A 25,236-nucleotide genomic window follows, 5' to 3' on the forward strand; every position below is an offset into this window, starting at 1 on the left:
CCCTGACGGCGGGGCGCCCGCTGACGCAGGATGACCCTGTGCAGCCAACTACCGGAAGAGCGGCCCCCGTCGGGGTGGGCGAGCGGATCATGGCCGCGATCATCCGCGACCCGCGCAGCGCCCCGCACGCGATGCGCAACGACGTGCTGCTGGCGCTGACCGGCGCGCTGATCGCCACGGCCCTCGCTCTGCTCACCGACGGGGGAAGCAGCCGACCGGACACCCTCGACCAGGGCGGCCGTCCGAACGCGCTCGGCTGGGCGTTGCTGCTCGGCGCGTACGTGCCGATCGTGTGGCGGCGGCGCCGTCCGACGCTGGTGCTCGTGGGGGTGCTGGCGTGCGTCGTGCCGTACCACGCGCTCGACTACAACCACACCGCGCCGACCCCGGCTTCGTACATCGCGCTGTACACGGTCGCCGTCACCGGCCGCCCGCTGCGCACGATCGTGACCGGAGTCGTGGTCCTCGGCATCACCCTGAGCGTGATGCTCGCCGTGAGCATGCACCAGGCCGTCGAGCTGGTGCGGATCTCCGGTTGGGTCGTCGCGGTGCTCTTCTGCGGCATCGACGTCCGCTTCTACCGCCAGTACGTGTCGGCCATCGTCGAGCGTGCCGAACGGGCCGAACGCACCCGCGAGGAGGAGGCCCGCCGCCGCGTCGCCGAGGAACGCCTGCGCGTCGCCCGCGACCTGCACGACCTGCTGGCCCACACCATCACTCTGGTCGGCGTCCAGACCGCCGTGGCCGCACACGTCCTGGCCGCCGATCCGGACCGTCTGGACCGGACGGCGGTGGCCAAGGCCCTGGACGACATCGCCGAGACCTGCCGAACGGCACGCGGTGAGCTGCGTACGACGCTGGAGGTGCTGCGCGAGGGCCAGGGCGGCGCCGAGGGACGGGGCCCGCTCCCCGGCATAGCCGGCCTGCCCGACCTCGCGGAGACCGCGCGGGCGGCGGGCGCCGAGGTCGAGCTGGAGGTACGGGCGCACGAGGTGCCCCCGGCGGTGGGCGCGGCGGCCTACCGGATCGTCCAGGAGGCGCTCACGAACGCCGTACGACACGGGGGACGGGAGGATCTGACGGTACGAGTGCTGCTGTACGGGGGTGAGGGCGCGTTGCGCGTCGAGGTGACGGACGACGGGGTGGGGGAGGACGCGTCCTGCGCCGACGGGATCACCGGGTTCGGGCTGGTGGGGATGAGGGAACGGGCGCGCAGCGTGGGCGGCACACTGGACGCCGGGCCGGGGGAGGACAGGGGGTTCACGGTGAGCGCGGTACTTCCACTGCCGGTGAACCGGGCGAGGGAGAGTGAGCGGGAGGTGGCCGGATGACCGACATTCGCGTACTGCTCGCCGACGACCAGACGCTCGTACGGGCGGCTTTCGCGATGCTCGTCGAGTCGGCGCCGGGTATGGAGGTCGTGGGGCAGGCGGGCACGGGTCGGCAGGCCGTCGAACTGGCCCGCAGCGCCCGCGCCGACCTGGTCGTCATGGACCTGCGGATGCCCGACCTCGACGGCATCGAGGCGACCCGCTTGATCGCCGCCGACGAGGACCTGGCGGGCGTGAAGGTGCTGGTCCTGACGACGTACGACACGGACGAGCACGTGGTGGAGGCGCTGCGCGCGGGCGCGTCGGGCTTCCTGGTCAAGGACACGAGGCCCGCGGAACTCCTGGACGCGATCCGCACGGTGGCGGCAGGCGAGGCACTGCTCTCACCGGGCCCCACGGCCCGCCTGATAGCCCGCCTGCTGCGCAACGCCGAGGCGCCGACGACGACGGGCGGCCCCGAATGCCTGTCGGAACGGGAACGCGGGGTGCTGAGGCTGGTCGCGCGGGGCCTCAACAACACGGAGATCGCGGAGACGCTGGGCCTGAGCCCGCTGACCGCGAAGACCCACGTCAGCCGGATCATGGGCAAGCTGGGCGCGCGGGACCGGGCGCAACTGGTGATCGTGGCGTACGAGTCGGGGTTGGTGACGCCGGGGGCGGGGTGAAGCGGGTCCGAGGGCGAGTGGCGCAAAGGGGCGGGGTGGGCGTGCGGGTACGTATGTTCCGTACGCGCCCCCGTGTGGTGACGGTTCGTCAGCAGGGTTAATGTCGCATCCAGTCACTTCCTGTCAGACCCCGTTGGACCCTGTCGCCGTTGTACCGGCACTCCGGTACTCCCGCGTCCCGACCCCCTCACTCCGCAAGGGAGAGCGATGACGCCCCTGAGTCGCATCCTGCTCGCCGCCACCACCGGCGCGGCCCTGATCACCGGCACCGGCATCGGCACCGACCTCACCGCGACGAAGGCCCAGGCGGCCACCCGCTCGTACTGCACCTCGTCCGTGCCGTACATCGCGGGCAAGGGCGGTTACGACACCTACCGCATCCCCGCCGCTGTCACGACCCGCAAGGGCACCCTCCTGGCCTTCGCCGAGGGCAGACACGGCGGCGCGGGCGACAGCGGCAACATCGACGTGGTCCTGCGTCGCTCCACGGACGGCGGCTGCACCTGGGGCCCGCTGTCGGTGGTCGCGGCCGGGCGCGGTGACACGCGGGGCAACCCGGCGCCGGTGGTGGACGAGGAGACGGGCCGCATCGTCCTGGTGACGTCGTACAACGACGGCGCGGTGACGGAGGCCCAGATCATGCGCGGCGAGGTGACGCCTCAGCAGAGTCGCCGAGTCTTCGTCCAGACCAGCTCCGGCACGAACGACGGCCGCCGCTTCACGCCCCCGCGCGACATCACGGCCCAGGTGAAACTCCCGAACTGGCGCTGGTACGCGACGGGTCCGGGCCACGCGGTGTACCTGTCGAGGGGGCCGCACACGGGCAGGATCGTGATCCCGTCCAACCACTCGGCCGCCCCTCCCACGGGCTCACCGGACACCGGCCAGGAGTCCAAGTACTACGGCGGCCACGCGATCTACAGCGACAACGTCGGCCGCACCTGGCACCTGGGCTTCGTGGACGACTCGTACGACGGCATCGAGAACGCCAACGAAACGAGCGCCGCCCAACTCCCGGACGGCAGGCTGTACTTCTCGTCCAGGGACCAGAACGGCCTGATGCCGGGCAACCGGTTGGACTCCTACTCAAGTGACGGCGGGGAGTCCCTGGACCGCCCGTACAGCGTCCAGCCGACGCTGAACGACGTCCCGATCGTGCAGGGCAGCGTCCTCCAACTGTGGGGCGGCTCGAACGCGTTGCTGTTCGCAGGCCCCTCGGAACCTACGGAGCGACGGTCGATGGCCATCTGGCGGAGCGAGGACGGGGGAGAGACGTTCGAGAAGGCGCTGACGCTGTCGGACCGGAGGGCGGCCTACTCGGATCTGGTGCGCGTGGACCGACGGTTGGTGGGGGTGCTCTACGAGACGGGGACCGAGGGGACCTACGAGTCGATCGAGTTCCGGCGGGTGGTGGTGGGTGGGGTGGGCTGAGGGGCCCTGATCTGAACCGGGTCCAGAAGAAAGGAGAGGGAGGGACCGCGAAACCGCAGCCCCTCCCTCAGCGCGCCCTTACAACAACCCCGCCCCCGCCAAGAACTTCCCCACCCTCTCCACCTCGTCCTCCGACAGCGGGATCTGCGGATCGGCGGTAACCGGGCAGTCGATGACCCCCCGCAGATAAAGCGCCGCCTTGAACGCCCCCAGCCCCGCCGAGCTGCCCCCCATCCGTACGGGATCCCCCGCCCCCACCATCCCGAACAGCACGCACAACCGTTCCTGCTCTGCCCGCGCCCGGTCCCAGTCGCCTGCCCGGCAGAAGCGGTCCAGGCGTACGTAACCGTCCGGGTCGACATTCGCGAGCCCCGGCACCGCCCCGTCCGCCCCCATCGCCAGCGCCGAGTCCACCAGCAGCTCGCTCCCCGTGAGGACGCTGAACCCGCCGATTCCGGGGTGTTCCCGCGCCCCCGTCACCACCGCCCTGAACGACGCCAGGTCGCCGCTCGAATCCTTCAGGCCGGCCAGGACGCCATCCGCCGCCAGCTCCAGAACCAGACCCGGAGGCAGCTTGCTGTGCACGGAGGCCGGGAGGTCGTACGCCACGACGGGGACCGGGCTGCCCGACGCCACCAGGCGGAAGTGGCGGGAGATCTCCGAGGGGTGCGTGCGGGTGTAGAAGGGCGCCGTGACCACCACCGCGTCCGCGCCCGCCGCCGAGACCGACCGTACGTGGTCCAGTACCCGGGGGGTCGTCATGTCGATCGCGCCCGCCAGGACCGGTAGCGCGCCGGCGACGTGGCCCACCACCGTCTCCACCACCAGCCTGCGCTGATCATCCGTCAGATACGCCGCCTCCGACGACGAACCGAGCACGAACAGGCCGTCCACGCCCGCCTCGACCAGGTGGTCGACCAGCCTGACGAGCGAGCGTACGTCCACCTCGCGGTCCGGTGTCAGCGGAGTGCAGACGGGAGGGACGACACCGGTCAGCGGGGTGGGGAAGGTCATCAGGGCTCCCTGGGGTCTTTCGGGCCGTGCGGCTGTACGGAGGGGGTGGTGTCGGGGGCGTCAGCCACAGGCTTCGTGGGTACGTCGGGCACGGCGGCGACCGCCTGGGCGACCAGGTCCCGCGTCGCCCGGCCCTCCTCCACAGGGTGGTGGCAACGGAACCGGTGTCCCGGGATTGACGCGGCCGTGAACTCCGGCATCACCTCCGCGCACACCTCCGTCGCCTTCCAGCAACGAGTGCGGAACGGGCAGCCGGACGGGGGGTGGGTCGCCGAGGGGACCGGGCCCACCAGCGGGATCGGGTCGATCGGGTCCAGCAGGCCCGGCGTCGCCGAGAACAGTGCCCGGGTGTACGGGTGACGCGCCCCGTCCGTCACCTCGTCCGCCGGGGACTCCTCCACGATCCGGCCCAGGTACATCGTGATCACCCGGTCGCTCATCCGCCGTACCGTCTGGATGTCGTGCGAGACGAAGACCAGAGCCAGACCCAGCCGCTCCTTCAGGTCCAGGAGAAGGTTCAGGATCTGGGCTCGGACCGACACGTCCAGGGCGCTGGTTGGTTCGTCCGCCACCACCAGGTCCGGGTTCAGGGCCAACGCCCTCGCGATAGCCACCCGTTGGCGTTGACCGCCCGACAGCTGGCCCGGGAGGCCGTCCGCCAGGGCGCGGGGCAGGCCCACCAGGCCCATCAACTCCCTTACCCGTTCGTCTCGTTCCCTTTTCGTGCCTCGCTTGTGCACGTCCAGCGGGTCGCGCAGGATCTGGCGGACCGTCAGGCGTCGGTTCAGGGCCGTCGAGGGGTCCTGGAAGATCATGCCGGTGCCTGTTCCGATGGCCGACCTGCGTTCCGCCGGCTTCATCGTCCACAAGTCGTCGCCACGGAACGACACTTGGCCCGACGTCGGCGGCTGTACGCCCACCAGCACCTTCGCCAGCGTCGACTTCCCGCAGCCCGACTCGCCCACCACGCCCACTGTCTCGCCGGGCGCGACCGTGAAGTCTGCGCCTGTCAGGGCGTACACGCGGTCACGGGTGAACAGGCCGCCGCTGCGGGCCTTGTGGACCACGTGTGTGTCCGACAGTTCCACCAGAGGAGTCGACACAGGCGTAGTCGTAGCCGTGGCCGTATTGGTGCTCACTTCGCCCTCTCGCTTCCCGTGGGCGCCAGCGCCGTCAGGTCGATCGCCGGGTGGTGGCAGGCCGCCAAGTGGGTCTGGATGCCCAGGAGATCGGGGGCCGTCGTACGGCACACCTCCGTCGACATCGGGCAACGGTCCGCGAAGCGGCAGCCCTTGGGGAAGTCGGCGGGGGAGGGGACCGTCCCCTTGATCTGGGTCATGCGGATCGCTGCTGATTCGAGGGACAGGACGCTGCCCAGGAGGCCTCGGGTGTAGTGGTGGGACGGGGCGCCGACCAGGTCGGCCGTCACGCCCGTTTCGACGATCTGGCCGCCGTACATCACGACCACCCGGTCCGTCACGTCCGCCACCAGGGCCAGGTCGTGCGAGACCAGGATCAGGGCGAAGTCCAGCTCCGCGCGCAGGCGCAGCAGCAGCTCGATGATCTGGGCCTGGACCGTGACGTCCAGGGCTGTGGTCGGTTCGTCCGCGACGATCAGCTTCGGGTCCCGGGACAGGGCCATCGCGATCAGGACCCGCTGACGCTGGCCGCCCGACAGTTCGTGCGGGTAGCTGCGGAGGGTGCGGTCGGGGTCGAGGCCCACCAGACCCAGCAGTTCCTCCGGTGTGCGGTGGCCTCCCCGGCGTACGACCTGCTTCAGCTGGGAGCGGATCGTCATCGCCGGGTTCAGGGACGACAGGGCGTCCTGGTAGATCATCGCCATCTCGTGGCCGAGCAGCTTGCGGCGTACGCGCATCGGTTCTGTGAGCAGGTTCCGCTGGTTGAAGCGGACCTGGCCGGTGACCCGGGTGCCCTTCGGTTCCAGGCCCATCACCGTCAGCGCTGTCAGCGACTTGCCGCAGCCCGACTCGCCCACCAGGCCCAGGACTTCGCCCGGGTGGACCTCGAAGCTGATGCCGTCGACGATGTTCACGCCTGAGTGGCGCGCGGCGAAGCCGATCGTCAGGTTCTCAACCGCCAGTACCGGTTGTCCGGTCGGTACCGGGCGGGCTCTCGCGCGCAGGCGCTGCGCCGCCTCCGTCAGGCCCGGCAGGGCCAGGACCTTGCCCGTCCCCGGCTCGGGAGCCTCCAGAGGGTCCTCCTGCTCCCGTACCTTCACGTCCCTGGCCGCCGGTGCCGCCCAGGCGTCCGACACGCCCTCCGAGAGGACGTTCAACGACAACACCGTGATCAGCATCAGCAGGCCGGGGAAGACCGTCGCCCACCAACCGCCCGTCAGGACCATGTTCTTGCCGTCCGCGATGACGCTTCCCCAGGACGGGTCCGGCGGCCGTACGCCCGCGCCGATGAACGACAGCGACGCCTCGAAGACGATCGCCTCGGCCACCTGCACCGTGCAGAACACCAGGACGGGGGCTGCGCAGTTGATCGCGACGTGGCGAAGGACGATGTGGGGTGTGCGGGCGCCGATCACCCGTTCCGCCGTCACGTAGTCCTCGCCGTACTGGTCGAGGACGTTCGCCCGCACCACCCGCGCCACCGGCGGGGTGAACAGGAACGCGATCGCGCAGATCAGGACCGTGATGCCGCCGCCGAAGACCGCGACGAGCACGGCGGCCAGCGCGATGCCCGGGAACGCCATCACCACGTCCAGGCAGCGCATCAGCGTCTCGTCGACCGCCTTGCGTGACGTCGCCGCGATCGCGCCGATCAGCGCGCCCACCGTCAGGGCGAGCGCGGTGGCGCCGAGGCCGATGGCGAGGGACCAGCGGGCGCCGTGGATCAGGCGGCTCATGATGTCGCGGCCCAGGCTGTCCTGGCCCATCCAGTGCTCGGCGGAGGGGGCTCCCGTGCCGCCGGTCAGGGTCTGTTGGTCCAGGGGGTCGTCGGGGGAGACGAGGGGGGCGAAGACGGCCACGAACACCACCAGCGCGAGGAAGCAGACCGCGATCCGGGAGATGACCGGGAGGCGGCGCCACCCGCGCAGGCGGATGCCCGGGCGGGAGAGGAGGGCGGCCAGGCGCCCCCGTTCGAACATCATGAACATCAGGCCGCGTCCCTCAAGCGTGGGTTGACCAGGAGATAGAGGATGTCGATGACCAGGTTCACGACCACGAAGCCGGTCGCCGTCGTCAGGACCACTCCCTGGACGACAGCCGGGTCGCCGTTCTTCACGGCGTCGATCATCAGCTTGCCCATCCCCGGGAGCGAGAAGATCGTCTCGATGACGACCGCGCCGCCCAGCAGGTAACCGACGCGCAGGCCCAGGACCGTGAGCGGGTTGATGAGCGCGTTGCGCAGCACGTTTCGGCCCACCACCACCCTCGGGGGCAGGCCGCTGCCGATCGCCGTACGGACGTAGTCCTTGTCCAACTCCTCGACCACCGCCGTACGGACGATGCGCGTGAGCTGCGCGGCGACCGGGAGGGAGAGCGCGAAGGCCGGGAGCGTCATCGTCTTCAGCCAGCCGGTGAAGGAGTCGGCCGGGTTGATGTAGCCGCCGGTCGGGAACCAGCCCAGGTCGACGGCCAGGTACTGGATCATCAGCAGCGCCAGCCAGAAGCCCGGCGCCGCGACCCCCGTCAGCGACACGACGCGGATGATTTGGTCGGGGAGCCGGTCCCGGTAGATGGCCGCGGTGACGCCGCCCAGCAGGGACAGGACCACCGCGATGGCCAGGCCCAGGAAGGTGAGTTGGAGGGTCAGCGGCAGGGCGGTGGTGACCTGGTCGAGCACCGGCGCGCGGGTGAGCGCGCTGATGCCCATGTCGCCGTGGAGCAGGTCACCGATGAAGTGGAAGTAGCGGACGAGGAACGGATCGAGCAGGCCGTTCTGTTCGCGGAAGTCGTGCAGTTGCTGTGGGGTCGGGTTGGCGCCCTGGAAGAACGCGGAGGCCGGGTCGACGTCCGAGAACCGCATGACGAGGAACACGAACAGCACGATGCCGAGCATCAGCGGGACGAGCAGGACGATCCTGCGGGCCAGGATTCTGGCGATGGCGACCACGTACGAACTCCCGTACAGCTAGCGGTATTTGGCGGTGGTCAGAGCCGCTGTGGTCAGACCCACTTGGCCTGGAGGAGGTTGATGCCCGGGTACGGCTGTGCCCTTATACCGGCGAGCTTCTTCGGGTCCCAGGCCGTCATCAGCTCGTTGTGGACGACCGGATAGAGCACGGCCTCCTCGGCGACGACGTCGATGTAGTCCTGGATCATCGACTTCTTCTTCTCCATGGTGGGCTCCTGGGTCGCCCGGTCCATGTCCTTGAAGAGCTGTTTGGCCACAGCGCTGTCGGCCCAACGGGCGTAGCCCATCCAGAGGTTCTGCGGCCCGTAGTTGTAGTGCATGATCAGGTCCGCGTCGAGGCCGAACTGGTTGGGGTTCGAGGCCGCGGACACGACCTGGTAGTCCTGCTTCTGGTCCATCTTCGTGAACACCGCTGTGGTTTCCTGCGGGTTGAGGGTCGTCTCGACGCCGATCGCGTCCCAGGACGCCTTGATGGTGGGCAGGCAGTCGAGGATCCAGCTGACGTTCACCGACAGGATCTCGATCTCCAGCCCGCTGACTCCGGCCTCCTTCAGTAGCGCCTTCGCCTTCTCCGGGTCGTAGTCGTAGACCGTCTTCGCCCGCCGGTAGCTGGGGTTGGCCTCGTTGAGGAACGACGAGGACGGCTTGCCGTGGCCCTTGAGGGCCACCTCCACCATCTTCTCCGTGTCGATGGCGTAGTGCAGCGCCTGGCGGACCCGGACGTCGTCGAAGGGCTTGTGCTTGGTGTTGAACATCAGGAACAGGTTGTTCATCCCCGCCCCGCCCTGGACGTCCATCCCCCCGCTCTTGAGCTGCTGGATGTTGGCGTACGGGATGTTGTCGGCGATCTGCGCGCCGGCACTGGACCCCGAGATCTTGGCGACGCGGGGCGCGGCATCCACTATCGTCATCCAGTTCATCTTCTTGAACGCCGCTTTGCGTTGCCCGTTGTAAGCGGCGAACGCCTCGAACGTCGTGTTCGACTTCGGGTGGTGCGCGGTCTGCCGGTACGGTCCCGAGCCGATCGCCTTTCCCTTGATCGCCTCGTCCCAGCCGCCCGGCTGGGAGAAGACGTGCTTCGGCATGATCTTCGCCAGGGTGAGCCGGGAAACCCCTTCGGGGAAGGGGAACTTCAGCACCAGCTCGACATTCTGCGCGTCGATCTTTTTCACTTCTTTCAGCCAACTGGCGAAAAACCCCTTGGCGAGTGTCTGCGTGTTCGGATCGAGGATTCGATCGAATACGAAGACCACGTCGTCGGCGGTGACCGGCTTTCCGTCGTGGAAGGTCGCCCCGGCCCGCAACGTGAACTTCCAGGAGGTGCTGCTGAGATCAGCGGGGACCTCTGTGGCGAGCGCCGTGTACGGCTCGCGGGAGATCGGATCCGTGTCGATCAGACCCTCGTAGATGTGGTTGTTGGCGGCCATGGAGAAGGCGGAGGCCGTCTGCGTGGGGTCCCAGCTGCCGTCGTTGCCGTAGCCGATCACGGCCGTGAGCGTGCTGTTCGCGCCCCCGGTGCCGCCCCCGGTGTCGTTCGTCGACTCCGGCCCGGACGAACAGGCCGACAGGGAGGAGGAAATGGCGGCGGCGGCACCCAGCGCGCCGGTGTACTTCAGAAACGACCGGCGGTGCGGGGCGGTCGATACGTCGCGAGTCACGTCGTGGGTCACGTAGCGGGTCACGTCGCGCACGATTCCTCCAGCGGGGTGGGGTCCGAAAAGGTGAGGAGATACGACGTCCTACGTCATAGGGGGCAGCGCGACCATAAGAGGGGCGGTGGGGCCGGTCAAGAGATCGCACACGAATGGCGTATCTGCCAAAGGTGCGACCAATGACGATATGAAATTCGACCAAGGTGAAGTTGATATTTGCATCAAGGGTGTGGTGAATTCACGGCAGTTGGATTTTGATATGCCTGGAGGTGGGACGTGGGATGTCCGGCGAGCGTACGATGCGCCGCATGTCTCAGGAGCCCGGGAAGCGACGCCGGCCCGAGCGGCGGGTGAGCGGCCAGGTCCAGCGCGAGGTCATGCAGCTGATCCTCGACCGCAAACTCCGGGCGGGCGCACCGCTGCCCACCGAGGTCGAGCTGATGGCGACCCTCGGGGTCAGCCGCAACTCCGTCCGCGAAGCCCTCAAGGCACTCCAGGCCCTCGACATCGTGGAGATCAGACACGGCTACGGGACGTACGTCGGACAGGCATCGTTGACGCCGCTGATTGACGGACTGACGTTCCGTACGCTCGCCCGGCACGACGGGGACGGTGCCGCGCTCGCCGAGATTCTCCAGGTGAGGGAGGTGCTGGAGGACGGGCTCATCCGGCGGGTCGCGGGCGTGCTGTCCGACGCGCAGTTGGACCGGCTGGAGTCGGTCGTCACCCGGATGGAGGAGGCGGGGCGCTCGGGCCGACGCTTTCCCGAACTGGATCGCGAATTCCACGAGGCCCTGTACGGCCCCCTCGGCAACGCGCTCGTGCCGCAGTTGCTCGGCGCCTTCTGGACGGTGTTCCGCCGTGTCTCGGGCGCCCGCGGCTGGCACGACGACCCGGAGCCGGAGCTGACGGCCCGCAGGCACCGGGACATCGTGACGGCGTTGCGCGCCCACGACGTGGAGAGCGCGCAGCGAGCGCTGGCGGTGCACTTCCGCGGGATCGAGGCACGGGTGGCCCAGGAGTCACGGGGAGTGGGGTGACCTCTGCCCTCCGGAGGTTCGTGGACACAGGCATGGGCACGGACGCGAAGGAGGGCGCCGAACCCTGTACGGCGCCCCTTCGCCCGCGGGATTTCCGGCCCCGGGATATGTGACTCGGCTACGGCAGCGTCTTCGCGTACCCCGGGTCGTAGTCCGAATCGTTGCCTTACCCGTGTTGTCGTACCGTTCCTGTGGACTGAACAGGGATGAGTCTGTTCAGCCGCGCGCCACGAACGGTCTTGGGCGTACTGGTCCCCGGCGTACTCGACCCCGGGGCGCCGACACAGATCCTGTCCGTGGTCCGATCCCGGGAGGCCAGTTCCCTGTGCGACCTGACCAATTGGGCACGGCCAGAGGCGACGGGGATGCCTCGAACCATCACTCCGGTGGATCGGGGGCCCCGCACGCTGGCACCGTCCCCGATGTCCCAGATCGCCTGATCACCGTAGCCTGACTGGCCTAAGGTGCCGCAAGCCCGGAAGCCGACCATCACACGATCGAGTTAAACCGCCCTCGTGTCGACGAAGATGCGGTCGCAGGGCGCGTTGGAGTCAGCAGCACTGTTCATGGCCAGGATGATCCGGTAGTCGACAGCGTTGCCCAGTCCGCGCCGCGGGCGACCTACCCTTCTGGCCTCCAGGGGCCGAGGCGAGGCACTTCTCCGGGCCGTCCGAGGCCTGCGCCAGCGTGATCCCGTCGAGCAGCTGCCCCGGCGTCGCCGGTCCTGCTGGCCCAGCGGGCGTCGACTGCACGTGAGCCGGCGCCCTCCCTTGCGAAGCGCTGGCCGAGGCCGGCGCCGCCGCCGTGTCCGGGCCCTGACGCCGCCGTTCCCGCTCAGCGCGTACGCCACCCACGGGCGCCGCCGTCAGCGCGACCAGAACCGCGCCGGCCGCCGCCACGCGCCGCCGCTCGATCGCACCCGGCTGGCGGATCGCCGGATGCGGCGCCGACGAGGGCCGGATGGTGTAGGCGTCCTCCGCGATTAAACCGCGCACCTGTGCCTCGAAGCCCTTCTCGTGCTCGTTTCCCACGTGCTGCCCTGCTTCTTCTGACTGTTCCGGCTGTTCCGGCCGCTGTTCCCCGTTCACTGGATGCCTTCCCGAACGTGTGACGTCTGACTGGGCTCGGGGTTGCCCATGACCTGCGCCAGCCCGGATACGCACGCAACTTCGCCAGCCCTTTGGAGGCCTGGCTCTTGACCGTGCCCTGGGAGCAGCCGAGGGTGTCGGCCACCTCGCTCTCGGACAGGTCCTCCCAGTAGCGCAGGACCACCACCGCCCGCTGCTTGGGCGGTAGTTGGGCGAGTGCGCCGAGGAGTGCACTGCGTTCGTCGGCCCATGAGACGGCCTCGTCGCGGCCCACCACATCGGGCGGCGCGTCGGTCAGCGCCTCGCGCACACGCCGCTTGCGGAACCGGTCACTGTTGCAACTGACCAGCATCCGACGGACGTACGCCTCCGGACTGTCGGTACGCGAGACCCGCCGCCAGGAGCGGTACGCCTTCGCCAGCGCCGTCTGCGTCAGGTCCTCGGCGTGGTGGGCGTCGCCGGTCAGCAGATACGCGGTGCGCACCAGATGGGACCACCGCGCTCTGACGAACTCATGGAACCGGGCCTCTTGTTCGGCCTGCATCAAGTACCCTCTCGCCCACCAGACCACCGTTTCCCCGGAATCGGTTGCCCTGCTTCCGGGACCGCGTTCGAATGTACGGATGGAGAGGCAGGGGGATGCGCGGATGGGTGAGCGGATGGACGATCGGGCCGACGGGCTTTGGGGCGAGGGGGACTCGGGTGTGCTGCGGCTGCCGTCCGGCCGCCTGATCAGGGGACGCGGCCTGCGCCGCCCCCTCGACCCGACGGCGCCGTCCCCGTCGTACGCCGTCTATCTCCTCGGCCGCCAACCCCCGGAAGTTCCCTGGGAGTTCCGCTGGCTCCACTGGCCCGACTTCCGGCTCCCGAAGGACCGCGTGGACGCCCGCGCGGCCCTGGTCGAGACATGGGAAAGGGCGGCCGACGAGCGGGTGGAGGTCGCCTGCGAAGGCGGGCGGGGACGTACGGGGACGGCGCTGGCGTGCCTCGCGGTACTGGACGGGGTGCCGGCGGGGGAGGCGGTGGCCTACGTGCGGGCGGGGTACGACCGGCATGCGGTGGAGACGCCTTGGCAGCGCGGGTACGTCAGGCGGTTCACGGGCTGAGGGGGCCGGGCTTACAGGTGCCGGACCATGATGTAGCGGTCTCCGCCAGGTCCGAAGTAGTTCTCGCGCAGTTCGCCGTCGGTCGTGAAGTCCAGGGACTTGTAGAGATCGATCGCGGCGACGTTGCCGGGCGCGACCGAGAGCGACACCTCGCGCACGCCGTCCGTGCTCAGGCGGGACAGTACGTCCGACATGAGCCGTCGGCCGAGGCCGCGTCCCCGCTGGTCCTCCGTGATGCCGAGGCCCAGCACCCAGCTTTCGCCGTCCCTGTTCGTGCCGACCAGGACGTACCCCTGGATGTTGCCGCGGTCGTCGTCGAGGACGAGGAAGTGCTTTGCGTAGAGGTCGTAGAACTGGCGCAGCACGGTGTACGAGTACGAGTCCCTCGTGAAGATCGCGTGGTCGAGCAGCGCGATGGTGTCAAGATCGGACTCCGTCACGTTTCTCAGCGGTGACGGCGGGTCCTCGGGAAGGCTCTTCCATGCGGCAGTCATGCCGCTCCCCTCGTGAAGAGTCGAGGCCTGTGACCTCATATGGGTGATTAGGGTCCGAACGGCTTGCTTCCTCTCAATCTGTGGAATCGCTGGGCGTTCGACCAGCATTCCCTGGCAGCGTCGGGCCGATCAAGTTCGGTTCCGGACCAAAATTCCTTTCGCAGGACCCTGTGTCTTCGTGTCACAGCTCTGTCGCATCGCCGCAAAGACGGTGCGGGTTGTCGCCGAGGTGTACCGTGGACCGATGGACTTGAGATCTCCAGAGGGCACCCATATGCTCAACGCCGACGCCCCGTGGGATGCCTTCGACCCTCGCGTGTACTTCGATCACAATTACCGCGTTCCGCTTGACGCGGACGAGGAGATCGTCCAGCGGGTTGGGCGGCACTTCAGTGATCACTTTCGCGAGAATTCTCATCGTCCGGTTCTGGGTATTGACGTGGGTGCGGGAGCGAACCTCTATCCGGCGCTGTCCATGCTTCCCTGGTGTCGCCGGATCACTCTGCTTGAGCGGTCGCCGCAGAACGTGGCGTACCTGAAGGGCCAGCAGGGCGCCTTCGATCCGGAGTGGGACGCGTTCTGGAAGCTGCTGCGCGAGGACGACCGGGCCTACGAGGAGGTCGACTCCGGGCGGAGGGAGCGGTTCCACGACGTGGTCCGGGTCCGGAAAGGTGATCTGTTCGACCTCGCGCGCCCCAATCTGCTGGGCCGCCGCCCAAGTCGGGGGCGATGGCAGATCGGCACCATGTTCTTCGTCGCCGAGTCACTGTCGAGCTCCCACGACGAGTTCCGGCACGCTGTCGAGTGTTTTATGCGCGCTCTCGCCCCGGGTGCCCCTTTCGCCGCCGCGTTCATGGAGGGCTCGAAGGGGTATTCGGTGGGCGATCAATTCTATCCGGCATGCGACGTCAATGAGGCGGAGGTGGCGGAGAGTTTGGAACCGTTCGCCGGGAAAGTTGACTTCTGCAGTCTGGGTGAGGTGCGTACTGGTCACACGGGAATCATCCTGGCACTCGGTCACCGGGACTCGGATGTCATCACCGCGGGTAATTCTGGCGGTATTTCCGGGTTTCTCGATCGGGCATTCCAGAATCGCCTCTGAATCGGCCACCCGTATTTGGCAGATGGCGGCACTACCTGTGTGAGGGGGCATGGGGATGCAGATCAAGCCACGTCAGCACCTGCTGGATATCTGGCAGGCCATTGCCAGGCACTCATTCGACGGAGGCAAGTGGTCCTGGGGTGAACGGGGAGGTCTGAGCAGTGTGGCGGACGCCGAGCGGCTGCTGTGCCTCATGTATCCCGCCACCGAGATTCCCGCTTTCCGTCTCGATGAGCCGGACATCACCAAGCGGGACGTCGAAGCGGTCCTGAAGCGGGCCGGCGGGCGTATGGAGATCCCGGGCAACCTCGTCACGGTGCTCACCCAGTTCATGAGTATGCACACCGGACCTGAGGGCAGCCCCACATTCGGCGGCGGCCACTACTTCGGCAGCCAGGATCCACAGCAGGAAGTCACCCGGGAACAGCGGGAGTTGGGAGTCGTCGACTCCTTCTCCATGTCGGTCACACTCTGCCTTGCCACGCTCGGATTCCTTAAGGTCTACGAAGAGAAGACGTCACGTTCGGACATGAAGGAGTCAATCAAGCGACTCCGGGAGGCAACCAGCGTCCGGCTCACCGCTGCGATGGTCAGTCTGTTGCGCTCTTTCGCCGTCAATGTCTTCGACCCCGACTCCCCGCAGGGCCAGCGGTTGCGCCGGCTCGTCAGCCAGGGGCGGCTTTCCGAGCGTGCCGTGCTCCAGGAGTTCCAGACGCGCTTCAAGCCGCTGCGTGCCACCATCACCGAGAGCCTCACCCTGGGCGTCGACGTCGAGGAGGCGCTCCGGGACGAACAGCAACTGTTCGAATGCGGTTGGGCGTGGAGCCTGGTGAAGGACGCGCCCGCGGTGAAAACCACCCCGCATGTCGGTCAGCCCGCCGGCATCGCCGACTCCGTGCCCTACCTCTACTTCACCGTGGTCGCCCTCGACGGAATCCAGGACCTGTTCTCGGACCGCACACTCACCCTCGGTCTGCTCACCCCCGAGCAGCAGACGCTCGCCGGCGCGCTCAGACTCCGCTGGGAGATCACCCAGCAGTACTGGTCGGGCATCGCCCGCTTCGACACGGACCGCTGGCCGCTGGAGGACCTTCCCTGGCGTACGACGGGACAGCGGCTCGAGTCCGACTACTTCTCGCTGTCCGTCGCGGCCATCGTGGTCCACGACCTCGTACGGCGTCGCGCCACCGACGACGACCTCACCCGCACCGTCGCCGTCATGGAACGCCTGGCTGAAAGAGGCCGTATCACCAGCCGCATGGCCCGCGCGGATCCCGCCGTCGAACTCCACCACCCGGGTGTCACCCTGCCGTTGCAAGGCAGCGAGAGAGCGGGCCCGCCACTGCACTGGACGATGACGGATTTCTCCGCGCAGCTGCTCAAACGGACCATCCAGCTCTGCGAGTTGTCCCGCAACATCTCCTCGCACGACCGGCTGCTGCGGCTGGCCGAGGACATCCTCGACCATCTCTGGCAGCGACGTATCCAGGACGGCGAGGGGGCAGGCCTGTGGGACAACGTCCACGCCGTCTACCCCGGTGCGCCGCCGAGTGAGGAGCAACCGTCCTGGAGCGTCACCGAACGCGTCACCGAGTGCCTGGTCGCGGCGCGCAAGCTCTACGAACAGCGGCCCATCCGCAGTCCCGAACTCGCTGTCACAGCAAGGGCGTTGCTCAGTGAGGCCACCCATCTCTTCGGCTACGAACAGATGGAGCACACGGCGGCCGGCGACAGCGAACGAGGGAAGTCACTGAGAAGTATCGAGATCAGGCTCCGTCGCGCACGCCGCATCATCGACGAACAGCCGGGGACCGCCAGTGCGTTGACACTGTCGGTCCTCGGCGAACTCGACACCCTGGCTCAGGCCAGGGCCGCCGCCGCGCAGGAGGTGTGACCGATGCTCGTCTTCGCCACCTCCGACAAGGGAGGCACGGGCCGCTCCGTCACCAGCGCGAATCTCGCCTACCAACGGGCGCTTGCGGGCGACGACGTCTGCTACGTCGACTTCGACTTCGGTTCACCCACCGCCGCCGTGGTCTTCGATGTGCCCGAGGCGACACGCGGTGTCCAACAGGGCGGTCTGCACTCCTATCTGGAGGGCGAGACGGCCGAGCCGGCCCGGCTGGACGTGTGGGCCCGCACCCAGCACCCGGTACTGCGGCTCCGGCCCAACGGCTCCGGCCGGCTCGTCCTCATGCCCGGTGATCTCAGCGGCGGAGAGTTCGCCACGGACCAGGAGACCCTGCGACGCTGCGTCGACCTGATGCTCCGGCTCAACGCCGAGTTCGACGTGATCATCGTGGATCTCAGCGCAGGGCGCAGTTACGCCATGGACATGGTCCTGGAAGCGACCGCACGGCCCGAGATGCGAGGCGTCGACGCCCGATGGCTCGTCTTCCACCGCTGGACCCGGCAGCATGTGACCGCTGCCTCAGGGCTTGCCTTCAAGGAACGCGGCATCCTGAAGGGCGGGGCGGACCGGGGACACGACGAGGACGCGCTCCGGGACGCGATCCGCTTCGTACGGGCCGCGGTGCCGGGCCCCGAGTCACCGCTGCGGTCCCATGCGACGCCTGCCCAGTCCACATGGATGGAGCGGTGTGACGAAAAGCTCAGAAGTCTGGCTTCCGAGAACGGCATAGGTGACAGCGTGGTGCTGGGAACGGTGCCGCTGGAGCCCATTCTTCACTGGCGTGAGCAACTCATCACCGAGGAAGACGTGATCGCCACCCAGATCGCCAACAAGGAGACCCTGGACGCCCTGGAGGAAATCGCCCGGCGGCTGACGGACGACGCGTACTGGGGGCGGCCGTGACGGAATCCGTGTTCAGGGAGACCACCGCCGAGCCGCGCACCCAGTCCGTTCCGCTGTCCCATCTCTCCCTGGAACTCGGGCACTTGTACATGGAGGACTTCGAGGGTGGCCCCGGACGGCTGCGCAGGCACTTCGAGCGGGTCCGGCCCTGGGCGGACGCGGTCCGTGCCGACGCCGCCGCTCAGGCAGGCGGCAAGCGCCCGCGGATCAGCACGTGTTTCCTCATCGACGACTATTTCACCCGCTTCTCCACACCCGCCGCCGTCCTGCCCGTGCTGCTCGCCGAGGCCGAGCGGGCCGGACTGGTCATCGACTACCTGGCCAGGGAGTCCGCCTGCGCGGTGGCGGACAAGATCCCGCTCGCCGAATCCGTGGCCAACCGCCTGGTCCAGTCACCACCACCCGGCAGTGACGGACGGCGCCCACCCGTCGGGCAGAGCGGATGGCTGGCCAACGGCGAACGCACCCCGGAGGCGCGTACCCAGCAGGCGATGAGGACGGCCGGCGCCTGGCAGCCGCCCCGAGAGACCGCGGCGCGCCGCCACTCCGTCTTCGTGGACGTCGAACTGTGGGACGACGAGGGTGGCCGGCGTACCTGGTCCTGCCCCTTCCTCGCCGCGGTCTGGCAACTCGCCCGGTTGGGGCTGCTCCGCAACGAGGGCGAGGCCGTGCTGCTTCCCCAGGCCCGCAAGCCGGGCGAATTCCCCGCCGAATGGGACGAGTTGGCGCCGCTGATTCAGCTCAACGACTCCGCCGCCGCCTTCTGCGCCTACCGCACGTGTTCCGTGCTGCCGTCCAGGTTCCTGCCCGTCGAGCACGGCGTGCGCGTCGTCCTCGACCAGACCGACGTTCACGCGGGCGCGCTGGGACAGGTGGCCGAGCGCTCCGCCAAGGAGGGCATAAAGGTCCCCGACTCCGTCGCCGACCGAGTCTCGTACGTCTTCTACACGGGATCGTGACATGGGAGCCCCGGGGGACATGACGCGCGCCGTGCTCGCCTGCGGTGAAGTACGCACCTGTCTGCTGCGGTCGTCACGCCCGCTGGACGTCGGGGCGGCCGAGCAACTCCTCAGGCTGCGTACGGACGAACGGGTCCTCGTCTCGCAACGCCCCAATTCCTACGTACTGTCGCCGGACACCCTCACCGGAGTGGACTGCCGACTGCCCACCTCCAACGGCTCGAAGGTGCGCGCGGTCGGCACGGTGGCCGCTCGCGCGGTACTCACGGAGGGTCGCCTCCTCCAGGCCAGCGCCTACTTCCGGGCCCCCGCGGCAGGGCCCGACGAGCGGCAGCCCTGGGGGCACTACCTCGTACGGCCCGGACTGGTGGAACCCTTCGGGAAGCTGCCCGGGGAAGCGACCGCACAGGGTGTGCTCGCCGGGTGCCGCCGCGGTGAACTGGATCTCGGGCAGATCACCGAGGGCCTGCTCACCCGGGTGCTGCGTCACCCGCTGATCGACAACAAGGTCCCCATGAAGTCCCGTCATACCCAGCTGCGTTGGGCGGCCCTGCCATCGCCGGCCGGCTGCGGCCCGTCGATCGAACGCTTCACGGTCGCCGACGACGAGCTGCGCACCCTGCTGCTACGGGTTCCGGACGGCACGGAACCGGCCGTCGTAGCCGGACTGAGCGAGGATCTCGCGCGGCACGACTGGTTGCTGACGACCCTCGCAAGGCTGCTAGGCAGCAGCCGACTCGGATCGACGGACGGGCCGGGCACGATGGATGTGCTGCGCCCCGCCGTCGACCACCTGCTGCATCTGTGGATGCCCGGAGCACGGGTGCACCGGAGCCTGGCTCCACTGTGGGACGTGCTGGAACGGGAGCCGGGATTCAGCCGGCAGTGGCAGACCCTGGTCCATCGCATCCGGGACCAACTGGCAGTCCTGGCAATTCCGTTACCGCGCGACCAACTGACGACGCGCTGAAGCTGTTGCGGGCACGACCTCGGAACAGCACTCAAGAAACCCGACGGGGGAGAGCGAAATGAGTGGAGCCGCACCGGGAACGACGACAAGGAACGACGGGCGACCGGAAGGGCTGCGGGTCCCGCCGTTGCTGATGAAGATACTGATCACCGCACTGGTGGCCATCTTCGCCTACGTCCTGACCGACCTGGTCGAGCAGAAGCAGGGCGAGGTGTGGAAGCTGACCGTCTCGATCGTCATAGGCGGCGCCGCGCTGATCGTCCAGTACCTGGTCGACTTCGAGCGGCGGCTGACGGATATCGAGACGGGCCAGATCAACCGCATCCGCGATATGAAGGAGAGCCTCGCCGCTCATCACACCGCGATGACAGAACTGGTCGACGACCGTTTCGCCCGCATCAGCGAGGCCACTGAACTCTTCAGCCAGGTCGACCGCTCCGTGCTGCGTTCCGACGGGGTGACCAAACTCGCCCGCAGCGCCACGATGGTGGGGCAGTTGGCCAACCCGCTGGTGGAGAAGTTCGCGGACACGGCGATCGACAAGCTCGCGACACTGATGGAGGACCTCAGCAGCCGACGGGCCGACTGTCTCGGAGAGAACCACGACTGGCTCATCGACCTCACCAAGTGCGTCCAGACCAGTCTCGTCGCCACCAGCACCTCCGTGGACCGGGGCTTTTGGAACAGTGAGCCCGCGAAACGCTATCTGGAGGCACAGAGCGACGCGATCGGGCGCGGGGTGAAGGTGCGGCGGCTGTTCGTGGTGAACACTCCCGGAGACATCGACACCGAGTTGGAGGAGATCTGCGAGAACCAGAAACTCCTCAACATCGACGCGTGCATCGTCGCGCTGTCGGAGCTGCCGCACCGGGTGCAACTGGGTACGACGAGCGACTTCATCGTGTTCGACGAGGTGCTGTCCTACGAGACCGGCCAGGACACGCTCGACGTCAACGCCAAGACGACTCTCGACGCCCGTGCGGAACATGTCAGCCGCTGCCTCAAGCGGTTCAACGAACTGTGGGGCGCGACGCAGAACCTCCCGGGTTTCGGCAACGGGCGGTGACCGCGCGGACCCCTTGTACGGTCCTCAGCCCACTACCCCAACAGTGCTGATTACGTACGGGAGGTGTTCCGCGGGCCGGCCCGGCGGTATGCGTGCAGGGAGGCGAGACTCGTGGTCATCGCCTACGAGGCGGACCCGTCGGCCGCCACCGTCCGCAGGTAGGCTCCCAGCCGTGCGATCGCCGACGGGTTGCGCGGGCTCTCGACGAGGTCCACGTAGTCGAGGACGAAGATGCGCTTGTGCTTGACGGCGGAGACGTTCTTCAGCGGGGCGTACGACAGCAGGAACCTGCGCTTCTGCTCCGCGCTGACGTCTCCGTAGTCGCAGATGACGATGACGTCGGGGTCGCGTTCGACGACCGTCTCCCAGCCCACCGTCGTCCAGGAGTCGGCGAGGTCGTGCATGACGTTGACGCCGCCTGCCTTGCTGATGACCTCCTCGGGAGCGGCGTACCGCCCGGAGGTGAAGGGCGAGTCCGTGCCACTGTCGTACAGGAACACCTTGGGGCTCTTCGCGGGCGCCTTGGCCCGCACCGCCGCGACCTGCTTCTTGAAGCCCGCGATGAGGGTGGCCGCACGCTGCTCGACGCCGAAGAGCCTTCCGAGGTTGGTGAGGTCGGTGTAGAGGGCGTCCAGGGGCGGCATGATGCCGCGCGAGGTCTTCGTACGGCCGTTGCGGCAGGACTCGGTGAGGATGTACGAGGGGATGCCGAGCTTCTTCAACGCGTCCGGGGTGAAGCCGTTGTCGTCGCGGAAACCGTAGTTCCAGCCGGCGAAGACCCAGTCGCCGCGGGCGTCGAGGACGTTCTCCTTGGTGAGCTGCTGCTTGGACAGCCATTTCACCTTGTCGTAGCCGTCCTTCCAGGGCACGCCGGTCAGATCGCCCTTGTCGTCGGGCATCGCGAACCCGGCCGTCCGGTCCTCCAGGCCGAGCGCGAACATCAGCTCGGTGATCCCGACGTCGTTCGTGACGACCCGCTCAGGAACCCTGTCGTACGTCACCCGCCGGCCGCAGTTGGTGAGAGTGACGGCGGACGAGGACGAGGACGCGGCTGCCTTCGCCGAGGGCTTCTCCACGGTCGCCCCGCATCCGGTGGCGAGGAGGGAGAAGAGGCCGGAGAAGAGGGCAGCTGCCGCAACTGGCTTGCGCATGGGGGTGGTTCCTTACAAGGAGGGGGGCTTGGGAAGCAGATCGAAGAGCAGCTGGACGGCACCCGTCTCCGGATGCCGTACGGGATGGGCGCGCACCCCGAACACCTCGGCCAGCAACCCGGGTTGGAGCACATCGTGCGGCGGGCCCGACGCGACGACCCGGCCCCCGGCGATGACGTACAGCAGATCGCAGTGGGCGGCGGCGAGGTTGAGGTCGTGCAGGGCGGCCAGTGCGGTCAGGCCGCTGGCCCGGACCAGGGACAGGACGTCCAACTGGTGGGCGATGTCCAGGTGGTTGGTGGGTTCGTCGAGTACGAGGACGCGGGGCTGCTGGGCCAACGCCCGCGAGATGAGCACGCGTTGCTTCTCGCCGCCGGACAGAGCGAGGAACCCGCGGTCGGCGAGGTGCGCGACGCCGGTGCGCTCCATGGCGGCGGCGCAGATGTCCCGGTCCCCGGCCGCCGTACGCCCCCGATGCGGCAGCCGCCCCATCGCGATCACCTCGGCTACGGTGAAGTCGAACTCGGCGGACGACTCCTGGGGCAGTGCGGCGAGCACCCGGGCGGCGGCCCGGGGTTCCATGCCGTGCACGTCGACGTCGTCCAGCCGCACCGCACCCCCCGTCGGCCGCAGCGCCCGGTACACGCATCGCAACAGGGTGGACTTCCCACTCCCGTTGGGCCCGACGAGCCCCACGAAGGCCCCGCTGTCCACCCGCATCGTGATGTCCTCGACGAGCCGGACCGCCCCCGCGTCGACCGACACACCCTCCACATCGAGCCGCATGCCTTCACCGCCCCCCGAACGCGTAACCGCCGCGCCGCATCAGCAGCAGGAACGCCGGTACACCCACCACGGCGGTGATCACCCCGACGGGCAGTTCGGCCGGCGCGAGCAGCAGCCGGGACAGTACGTCGGCCCACACCAGCAGCACGGCCCCGGCGAGCGGCGCGACGGCCAGCACCCGCCGGTGATCGGCGCCCACGAGCATCCGTACGACATGCGGGACCATGAGCCCGACGAAGCCGATGGCCCCGCTGACGGCGACGACGGTGCCGGTCACGGCGGCGGTCACGAGGAACAACTCCCGCCGCAGCCGGGCCGGTTGGACCCCGAGTGCGGCGGCTGTCTCGTCCCCCATGGCGAGCGCGTTGAGCGACTCGGCGCGCCGGGCGAGCCACGCCCACCCGGCGAGGACGGTCACGGCGGCGATCGGCACCTGCGCCCAGGTGGCCCCGCCCAGACTCCCGAGCAGCCACATCATCGCCGACCTGGCCGCCTCGCCCCGGGCGGCCCCGAACACCATCACGGTGGTGACGGCCTCGAAGCCGTACGCCAGCGCGGTCCCGGTGAGGATCAGTCGCAGCGGGGTCAGCCCGTGCGCGGCGGACCGGGCAACGGCGTAGACGAGCACCATGGCGGCGAGCGCGGACACGAAGGCGGACGCGGACAGCGCCCACACCCCGAGCCCGGCGAACGCCCCCAGCAGAATCACGGCGTTGGCCCCCACGGCAGCGCCGGACGAGATCCCCAGCACGAACGGATCGGCGAGCGCGTTGCGCACCATGGCCTGCACGGCCACCCCGACGGCCGCGAGCCCCGCCCCGACCACGGCGGCGAGCACCACCCGGGGCAGCCGCAGCTCCCAGACGATGGTGTAGGAGGCGAGGTCGTCGGCGCGGATGGTGCCTCCGGTGACGCCGTCCCACAGGAACCGGCACACCTGCCCCCAGCCGATTCCGGACGCCCCCAGCCCGACCCCGCACAGCAGGGAGAGGAACAGCAGCAGAACCAGCCAGGCGGCCAGCGGCAGGACGGGTATACGGCGCACGGTCGGCGATCCTTCGCCTCGGCTCGCAGTCCGCGGCGAGCAGTCACAGGGGCACGCGCACCGTGGGTGATCGGGCTCGCACGCCGAAGTCCTGGCCGAACAGCCGAGTGGCTGAACGGCCGGGCAGGAAGGCGTGCATACCGTTGCGGGTCAGCGCCGGAGTCTCACCGGACTTCCCCCAGGGGACGCGCCGCGAGCGTAGCAAACGCGTCGGACCGGTCATTTCGGGGCTACCGGAAGGGTTGCGTCCAGGGAAGTGGTGTACGGGTTCGAATCGGCGCGGCCCCGCCGCCCCTACCCGTCCCATCCCTCTCCCAGAGGGGAGACCTCCACTGGGGGGCTGCGCGCCCAGACCCCCTACGGCCCAGACCCCCTACAGCCCTGAACGGGCCTTGTCCTCAAGCGCCGGACGGGCTGGAGATGTGCTCGGCGGAGCCGAAGTAGTGACCCGCCGTCAGGTCCGTCAGCAGCTCGCCCTCCACAGGGCGCCACCCCAGCCGCTCCCGGGTCGCCGCGCTCGATGCCGGAAGGTCGAGGGCGAAGAAGTTGCCCAGCCACCCGAAGTGGTCGTTCGTCTCCGCGTGCGGAACCGATGTCACCGGCACCCCCAGCCCCCGCCCGATGGCCTCGGCGATCCCGCGCACCGGGACGCCCTCCTCGGCGACCGCGTGCAGCCTGGTCCCCGCCGGCGCCGACTCCAACGCCAGCCGGAACAGCCGGGCGACGTCGAAGCGGTGGGCGGCGGCCCAGCGGTTGGCGCCGTCACCCGGGTAGGCGGAGACACCCTTGGCGCGGGCGATGTCGACGAGCCGCGGTACGAAACCGTGGTCCCCCTCGCCGTGGACGGACGGCGGCAGCCGTACGACCGACGCCCGCACCCCGCGCTCTGCGAACCGCATCACCGCCGCCTCGGAGGCGAGCCGGTACATATGGGACCTATTGGGGTCGCCGGGGTTGTCCTCCGTCGCCATCACACCCGGCGAGAACGCGGTGCCGGAGCAGATGAGGAGTGGCCGTCCGGAGTCCACCAGCGCCTCGCCCAGCGTCTCCACCGCCCGCAGGTCGGTACGCGCGGCCTCCGCGAAGTCGCGGAAGTCATGGATGTACGCGGTGTGGATCACGCCCTCCGAGGCTGCCGCTCCCGCCCGCAGACTGTCCAGGTCGTCCAGGTCACCCCGGTGGACCTCGGCACCGGCCTCCTTCAGTGACACGGCGGACCCGTCGGAGCGGGCCATCCCGACCACCTCGTGACCAGCGCTGAGCAACTCCCGTACGACGGCGGACCCGACGAACCCGCTCGCTCCGGTGACGAACACACGCATGATGAAATCCCCTTGGGTATCGGCCTGTTGATGCCGGCCGGTGTGCTTTCAGCGTGCGTGCGGGGTCCGCTCCGCGTCCAAGACCTGTTCCG

General features: G+C 68.9%; 21 protein-coding genes, 1 pseudogene and 1 riboswitch. Of the genes and pseudogenes, 11 read left to right on the forward strand and 11 right to left on the reverse strand.

The window, feature by feature from the left end; all coding sequences use genetic code 11:
• The first annotated feature begins 89 nt into the window (after positions 1–89).
• From G3I71_RS32055 to G3I71_RS32065, 3 genes are all read left to right on the forward strand, one after another.
• Positions 90–1,331 carry a sensor histidine kinase gene (locus tag G3I71_RS32055; RefSeq protein ID WP_239149475.1) on the forward strand — a complete coding sequence of 414 codons (1,242 nt, stop codon included), beginning with the start codon at positions 90–92 and terminating at the stop codon, positions 1,329–1,331.
• The gene (locus G3I71_RS32060) at positions 1,328–1,996 is read left to right on the forward strand and encodes a response regulator transcription factor (RefSeq protein WP_164320110.1); all 669 of its coding nucleotides are present in this window, start codon (positions 1,328–1,330) and stop codon (positions 1,994–1,996) included. Before G3I71_RS32055 ends, G3I71_RS32060 begins: the two co-directional genes overlap by 4 nt.
• Before the next feature lie 207 nt (positions 1,997–2,203).
• Positions 2,204–3,427: an exo-alpha-sialidase gene (locus G3I71_RS32065; RefSeq protein ID WP_164320112.1), complete on the forward strand. Its 1,224-nt coding sequence runs from the start codon at positions 2,204–2,206 to the stop codon at positions 3,425–3,427.
• Between the two features lie 78 nt (positions 3,428–3,505).
• Here G3I71_RS32065 and G3I71_RS32070 read toward each other — a convergent pair whose 3' ends face one another.
• Genes G3I71_RS32070 through G3I71_RS32090 form a run of 5 tightly spaced genes read right to left on the reverse strand, consistent with a single transcriptional unit; the run spans position 3,506 to position 10,218 of the window.
• The gene (locus G3I71_RS32070; RefSeq protein WP_164320114.1) at positions 3,506–4,441 is read right to left on the reverse strand and encodes a dihydrodipicolinate synthase family protein; all 936 of its coding nucleotides are present in this window, start codon (positions 4,439–4,441) and stop codon (positions 3,506–3,508) included.
• The gene (locus G3I71_RS32075; protein ID WP_164320116.1) at positions 4,441–5,544 is read right to left on the reverse strand and encodes an ABC transporter ATP-binding protein; all 1,104 of its coding nucleotides are present in this window, start codon (positions 5,542–5,544) and stop codon (positions 4,441–4,443) included. Before G3I71_RS32075 ends, G3I71_RS32070 begins: the two co-directional genes overlap by 1 nt.
• Before the next feature lie 32 nt (positions 5,545–5,576).
• On the reverse strand, positions 5,577–7,568 hold the full coding sequence (locus tag G3I71_RS32080) for a dipeptide/oligopeptide/nickel ABC transporter permease/ATP-binding protein (protein ID WP_203731932.1): 1,992 nt from the start codon (positions 7,566–7,568) through the stop codon (positions 5,577–5,579).
• Positions 7,568–8,527 (reverse strand): ABC transporter permease, encoded by a 960-nt coding sequence (locus G3I71_RS32085; protein WP_164320118.1) that lies wholly within the window; start codon positions 8,525–8,527, stop codon positions 7,568–7,570. Before G3I71_RS32085 ends, G3I71_RS32080 begins: the two co-directional genes overlap by 1 nt.
• A gap of 53 nt (positions 8,528–8,580) precedes the next feature.
• Complete coding sequence (locus G3I71_RS32090; RefSeq protein WP_164320230.1) at positions 8,581–10,218, reverse strand: ABC transporter substrate-binding protein; 1,638 nt, start codon at positions 10,216–10,218, stop codon at positions 8,581–8,583.
• Between the two features lie 290 nt (positions 10,219–10,508).
• On the opposite strand from G3I71_RS32090, the gene G3I71_RS32095 reads away from it, so the two are divergent.
• A complete protein-coding gene (locus tag G3I71_RS32095; protein ID WP_203731934.1) occupies positions 10,509–11,240 on the forward strand; it encodes a FadR/GntR family transcriptional regulator in 732 nt (243 codons plus the stop codon).
• Positions 11,241–12,389: 1,149 nt separating this feature from the next.
• On the opposite strand, the pseudogene G3I71_RS32100 reads toward G3I71_RS32095, so the two are convergent.
• A pseudogene (locus tag G3I71_RS32100) lies at positions 12,390–12,872 on the reverse strand (SigE family RNA polymerase sigma factor); the annotation flags it as partial.
• Positions 12,873–12,987: 115 nt separating this feature from the next.
• On the opposite strand from G3I71_RS32100, the gene G3I71_RS32105 reads away from it, so the two are divergent.
• Positions 12,988–13,434 (forward strand): protein-tyrosine phosphatase family protein, encoded by a 447-nt coding sequence (locus G3I71_RS32105; RefSeq protein WP_164320234.1) that lies wholly within the window; start codon positions 12,988–12,990, stop codon positions 13,432–13,434.
• Between the two features lie 11 nt (positions 13,435–13,445).
• On the opposite strand, the gene G3I71_RS32110 is transcribed toward G3I71_RS32105, so the two are convergent.
• On the reverse strand, positions 13,446–13,928 hold the full coding sequence (locus G3I71_RS32110; protein ID WP_164320120.1) for a GNAT family N-acetyltransferase: 483 nt from the start codon (positions 13,926–13,928) through the stop codon (positions 13,446–13,448).
• A gap of 274 nt (positions 13,929–14,202) precedes the next feature.
• Here G3I71_RS32110 and G3I71_RS32115 point away from each other — a divergent pair, with 274 nt between their 5' ends.
• From G3I71_RS32115 to G3I71_RS32140, 6 genes are read left to right on the forward strand one after another with little or no spacing between them, the layout of a single operon-like run.
• Positions 14,203–15,030 (forward strand): SCO2525 family SAM-dependent methyltransferase, encoded by an 828-nt coding sequence (locus G3I71_RS32115; protein WP_164320121.1) that lies wholly within the window; start codon positions 14,203–14,205, stop codon positions 15,028–15,030.
• 55 nt (positions 15,031–15,085) lie between these two features.
• The gene (locus G3I71_RS32120) at positions 15,086–16,924 is read left to right on the forward strand and encodes an SCO2524 family protein (RefSeq protein WP_164320123.1); all 1,839 of its coding nucleotides are present in this window, start codon (positions 15,086–15,088) and stop codon (positions 16,922–16,924) included.
• A gap of 3 nt (positions 16,925–16,927) precedes the next feature.
• Positions 16,928–17,845 carry an SCO2523 family variant P-loop protein gene (locus G3I71_RS32125; protein ID WP_164320125.1) on the forward strand — a complete coding sequence of 306 codons (918 nt, stop codon included), beginning with the start codon at positions 16,928–16,930 and terminating at the stop codon, positions 17,843–17,845.
• Positions 17,842–18,804, forward strand: coding sequence for an SCO2522 family protein (locus G3I71_RS32130; protein WP_164320127.1), 963 nt, complete (start codon positions 17,842–17,844; stop codon positions 18,802–18,804). Before G3I71_RS32125 ends, G3I71_RS32130 begins: the two co-directional genes overlap by 4 nt.
• A gap of 19 nt (positions 18,805–18,823) precedes the next feature.
• Positions 18,824–19,774, forward strand: a complete 951-nt coding sequence (locus G3I71_RS32135) for an SCO2521 family protein (RefSeq protein ID WP_239149465.1) — start codon at positions 18,824–18,826, stop codon at positions 19,772–19,774.
• Between the two features lie 58 nt (positions 19,775–19,832).
• Positions 19,833–20,840, forward strand: coding sequence for a hypothetical protein (locus G3I71_RS32140; protein ID WP_164320131.1), 1,008 nt, complete (start codon positions 19,833–19,835; stop codon positions 20,838–20,840).
• A gap of 122 nt (positions 20,841–20,962) precedes the next feature.
• On the opposite strand, the gene G3I71_RS32145 is transcribed toward G3I71_RS32140, so the two are convergent.
• The 4 genes from G3I71_RS32145 to G3I71_RS32160 all read right to left on the reverse strand — a co-directional run bounded on the left by G3I71_RS32145 (position 20,963) and on the right by G3I71_RS32160 (position 25,144).
• Entirely contained in the window at positions 20,963–21,991 is a 1,029-nt protein-coding gene (locus G3I71_RS32145) for an ABC transporter substrate-binding protein (RefSeq protein ID WP_164320133.1), read from the reverse strand.
• Positions 21,992–22,003: 12 nt separating this feature from the next.
• Positions 22,004–22,777: an ABC transporter ATP-binding protein gene (locus G3I71_RS32150; RefSeq protein ID WP_164320135.1), complete on the reverse strand. Its 774-nt coding sequence runs from the start codon at positions 22,775–22,777 to the stop codon at positions 22,004–22,006.
• Between the two features lie 4 nt (positions 22,778–22,781).
• Entirely contained in the window at positions 22,782–23,822 is a 1,041-nt protein-coding gene (locus tag G3I71_RS32155) for an iron ABC transporter permease (RefSeq protein ID WP_164320136.1), read from the reverse strand.
• Positions 23,823–23,886: 64 nt separating this feature from the next.
• Positions 23,887–24,001, reverse strand: a riboswitch (cobalamin riboswitch).
• Between the two features lie 219 nt (positions 24,002–24,220).
• Complete coding sequence (locus G3I71_RS32160; RefSeq protein ID WP_164320138.1) at positions 24,221–25,144, reverse strand: SDR family oxidoreductase; 924 nt, start codon at positions 25,142–25,144, stop codon at positions 24,221–24,223.
• Positions 25,145–25,236 lie beyond the last annotated feature (92 nt).

This window comes from Streptomyces sp. SID12501 (genome assembly GCF_010550245.1).
Lineage (GTDB): Bacteria > Actinomycetota > Actinomycetes > Streptomycetales > Streptomycetaceae > Streptomyces.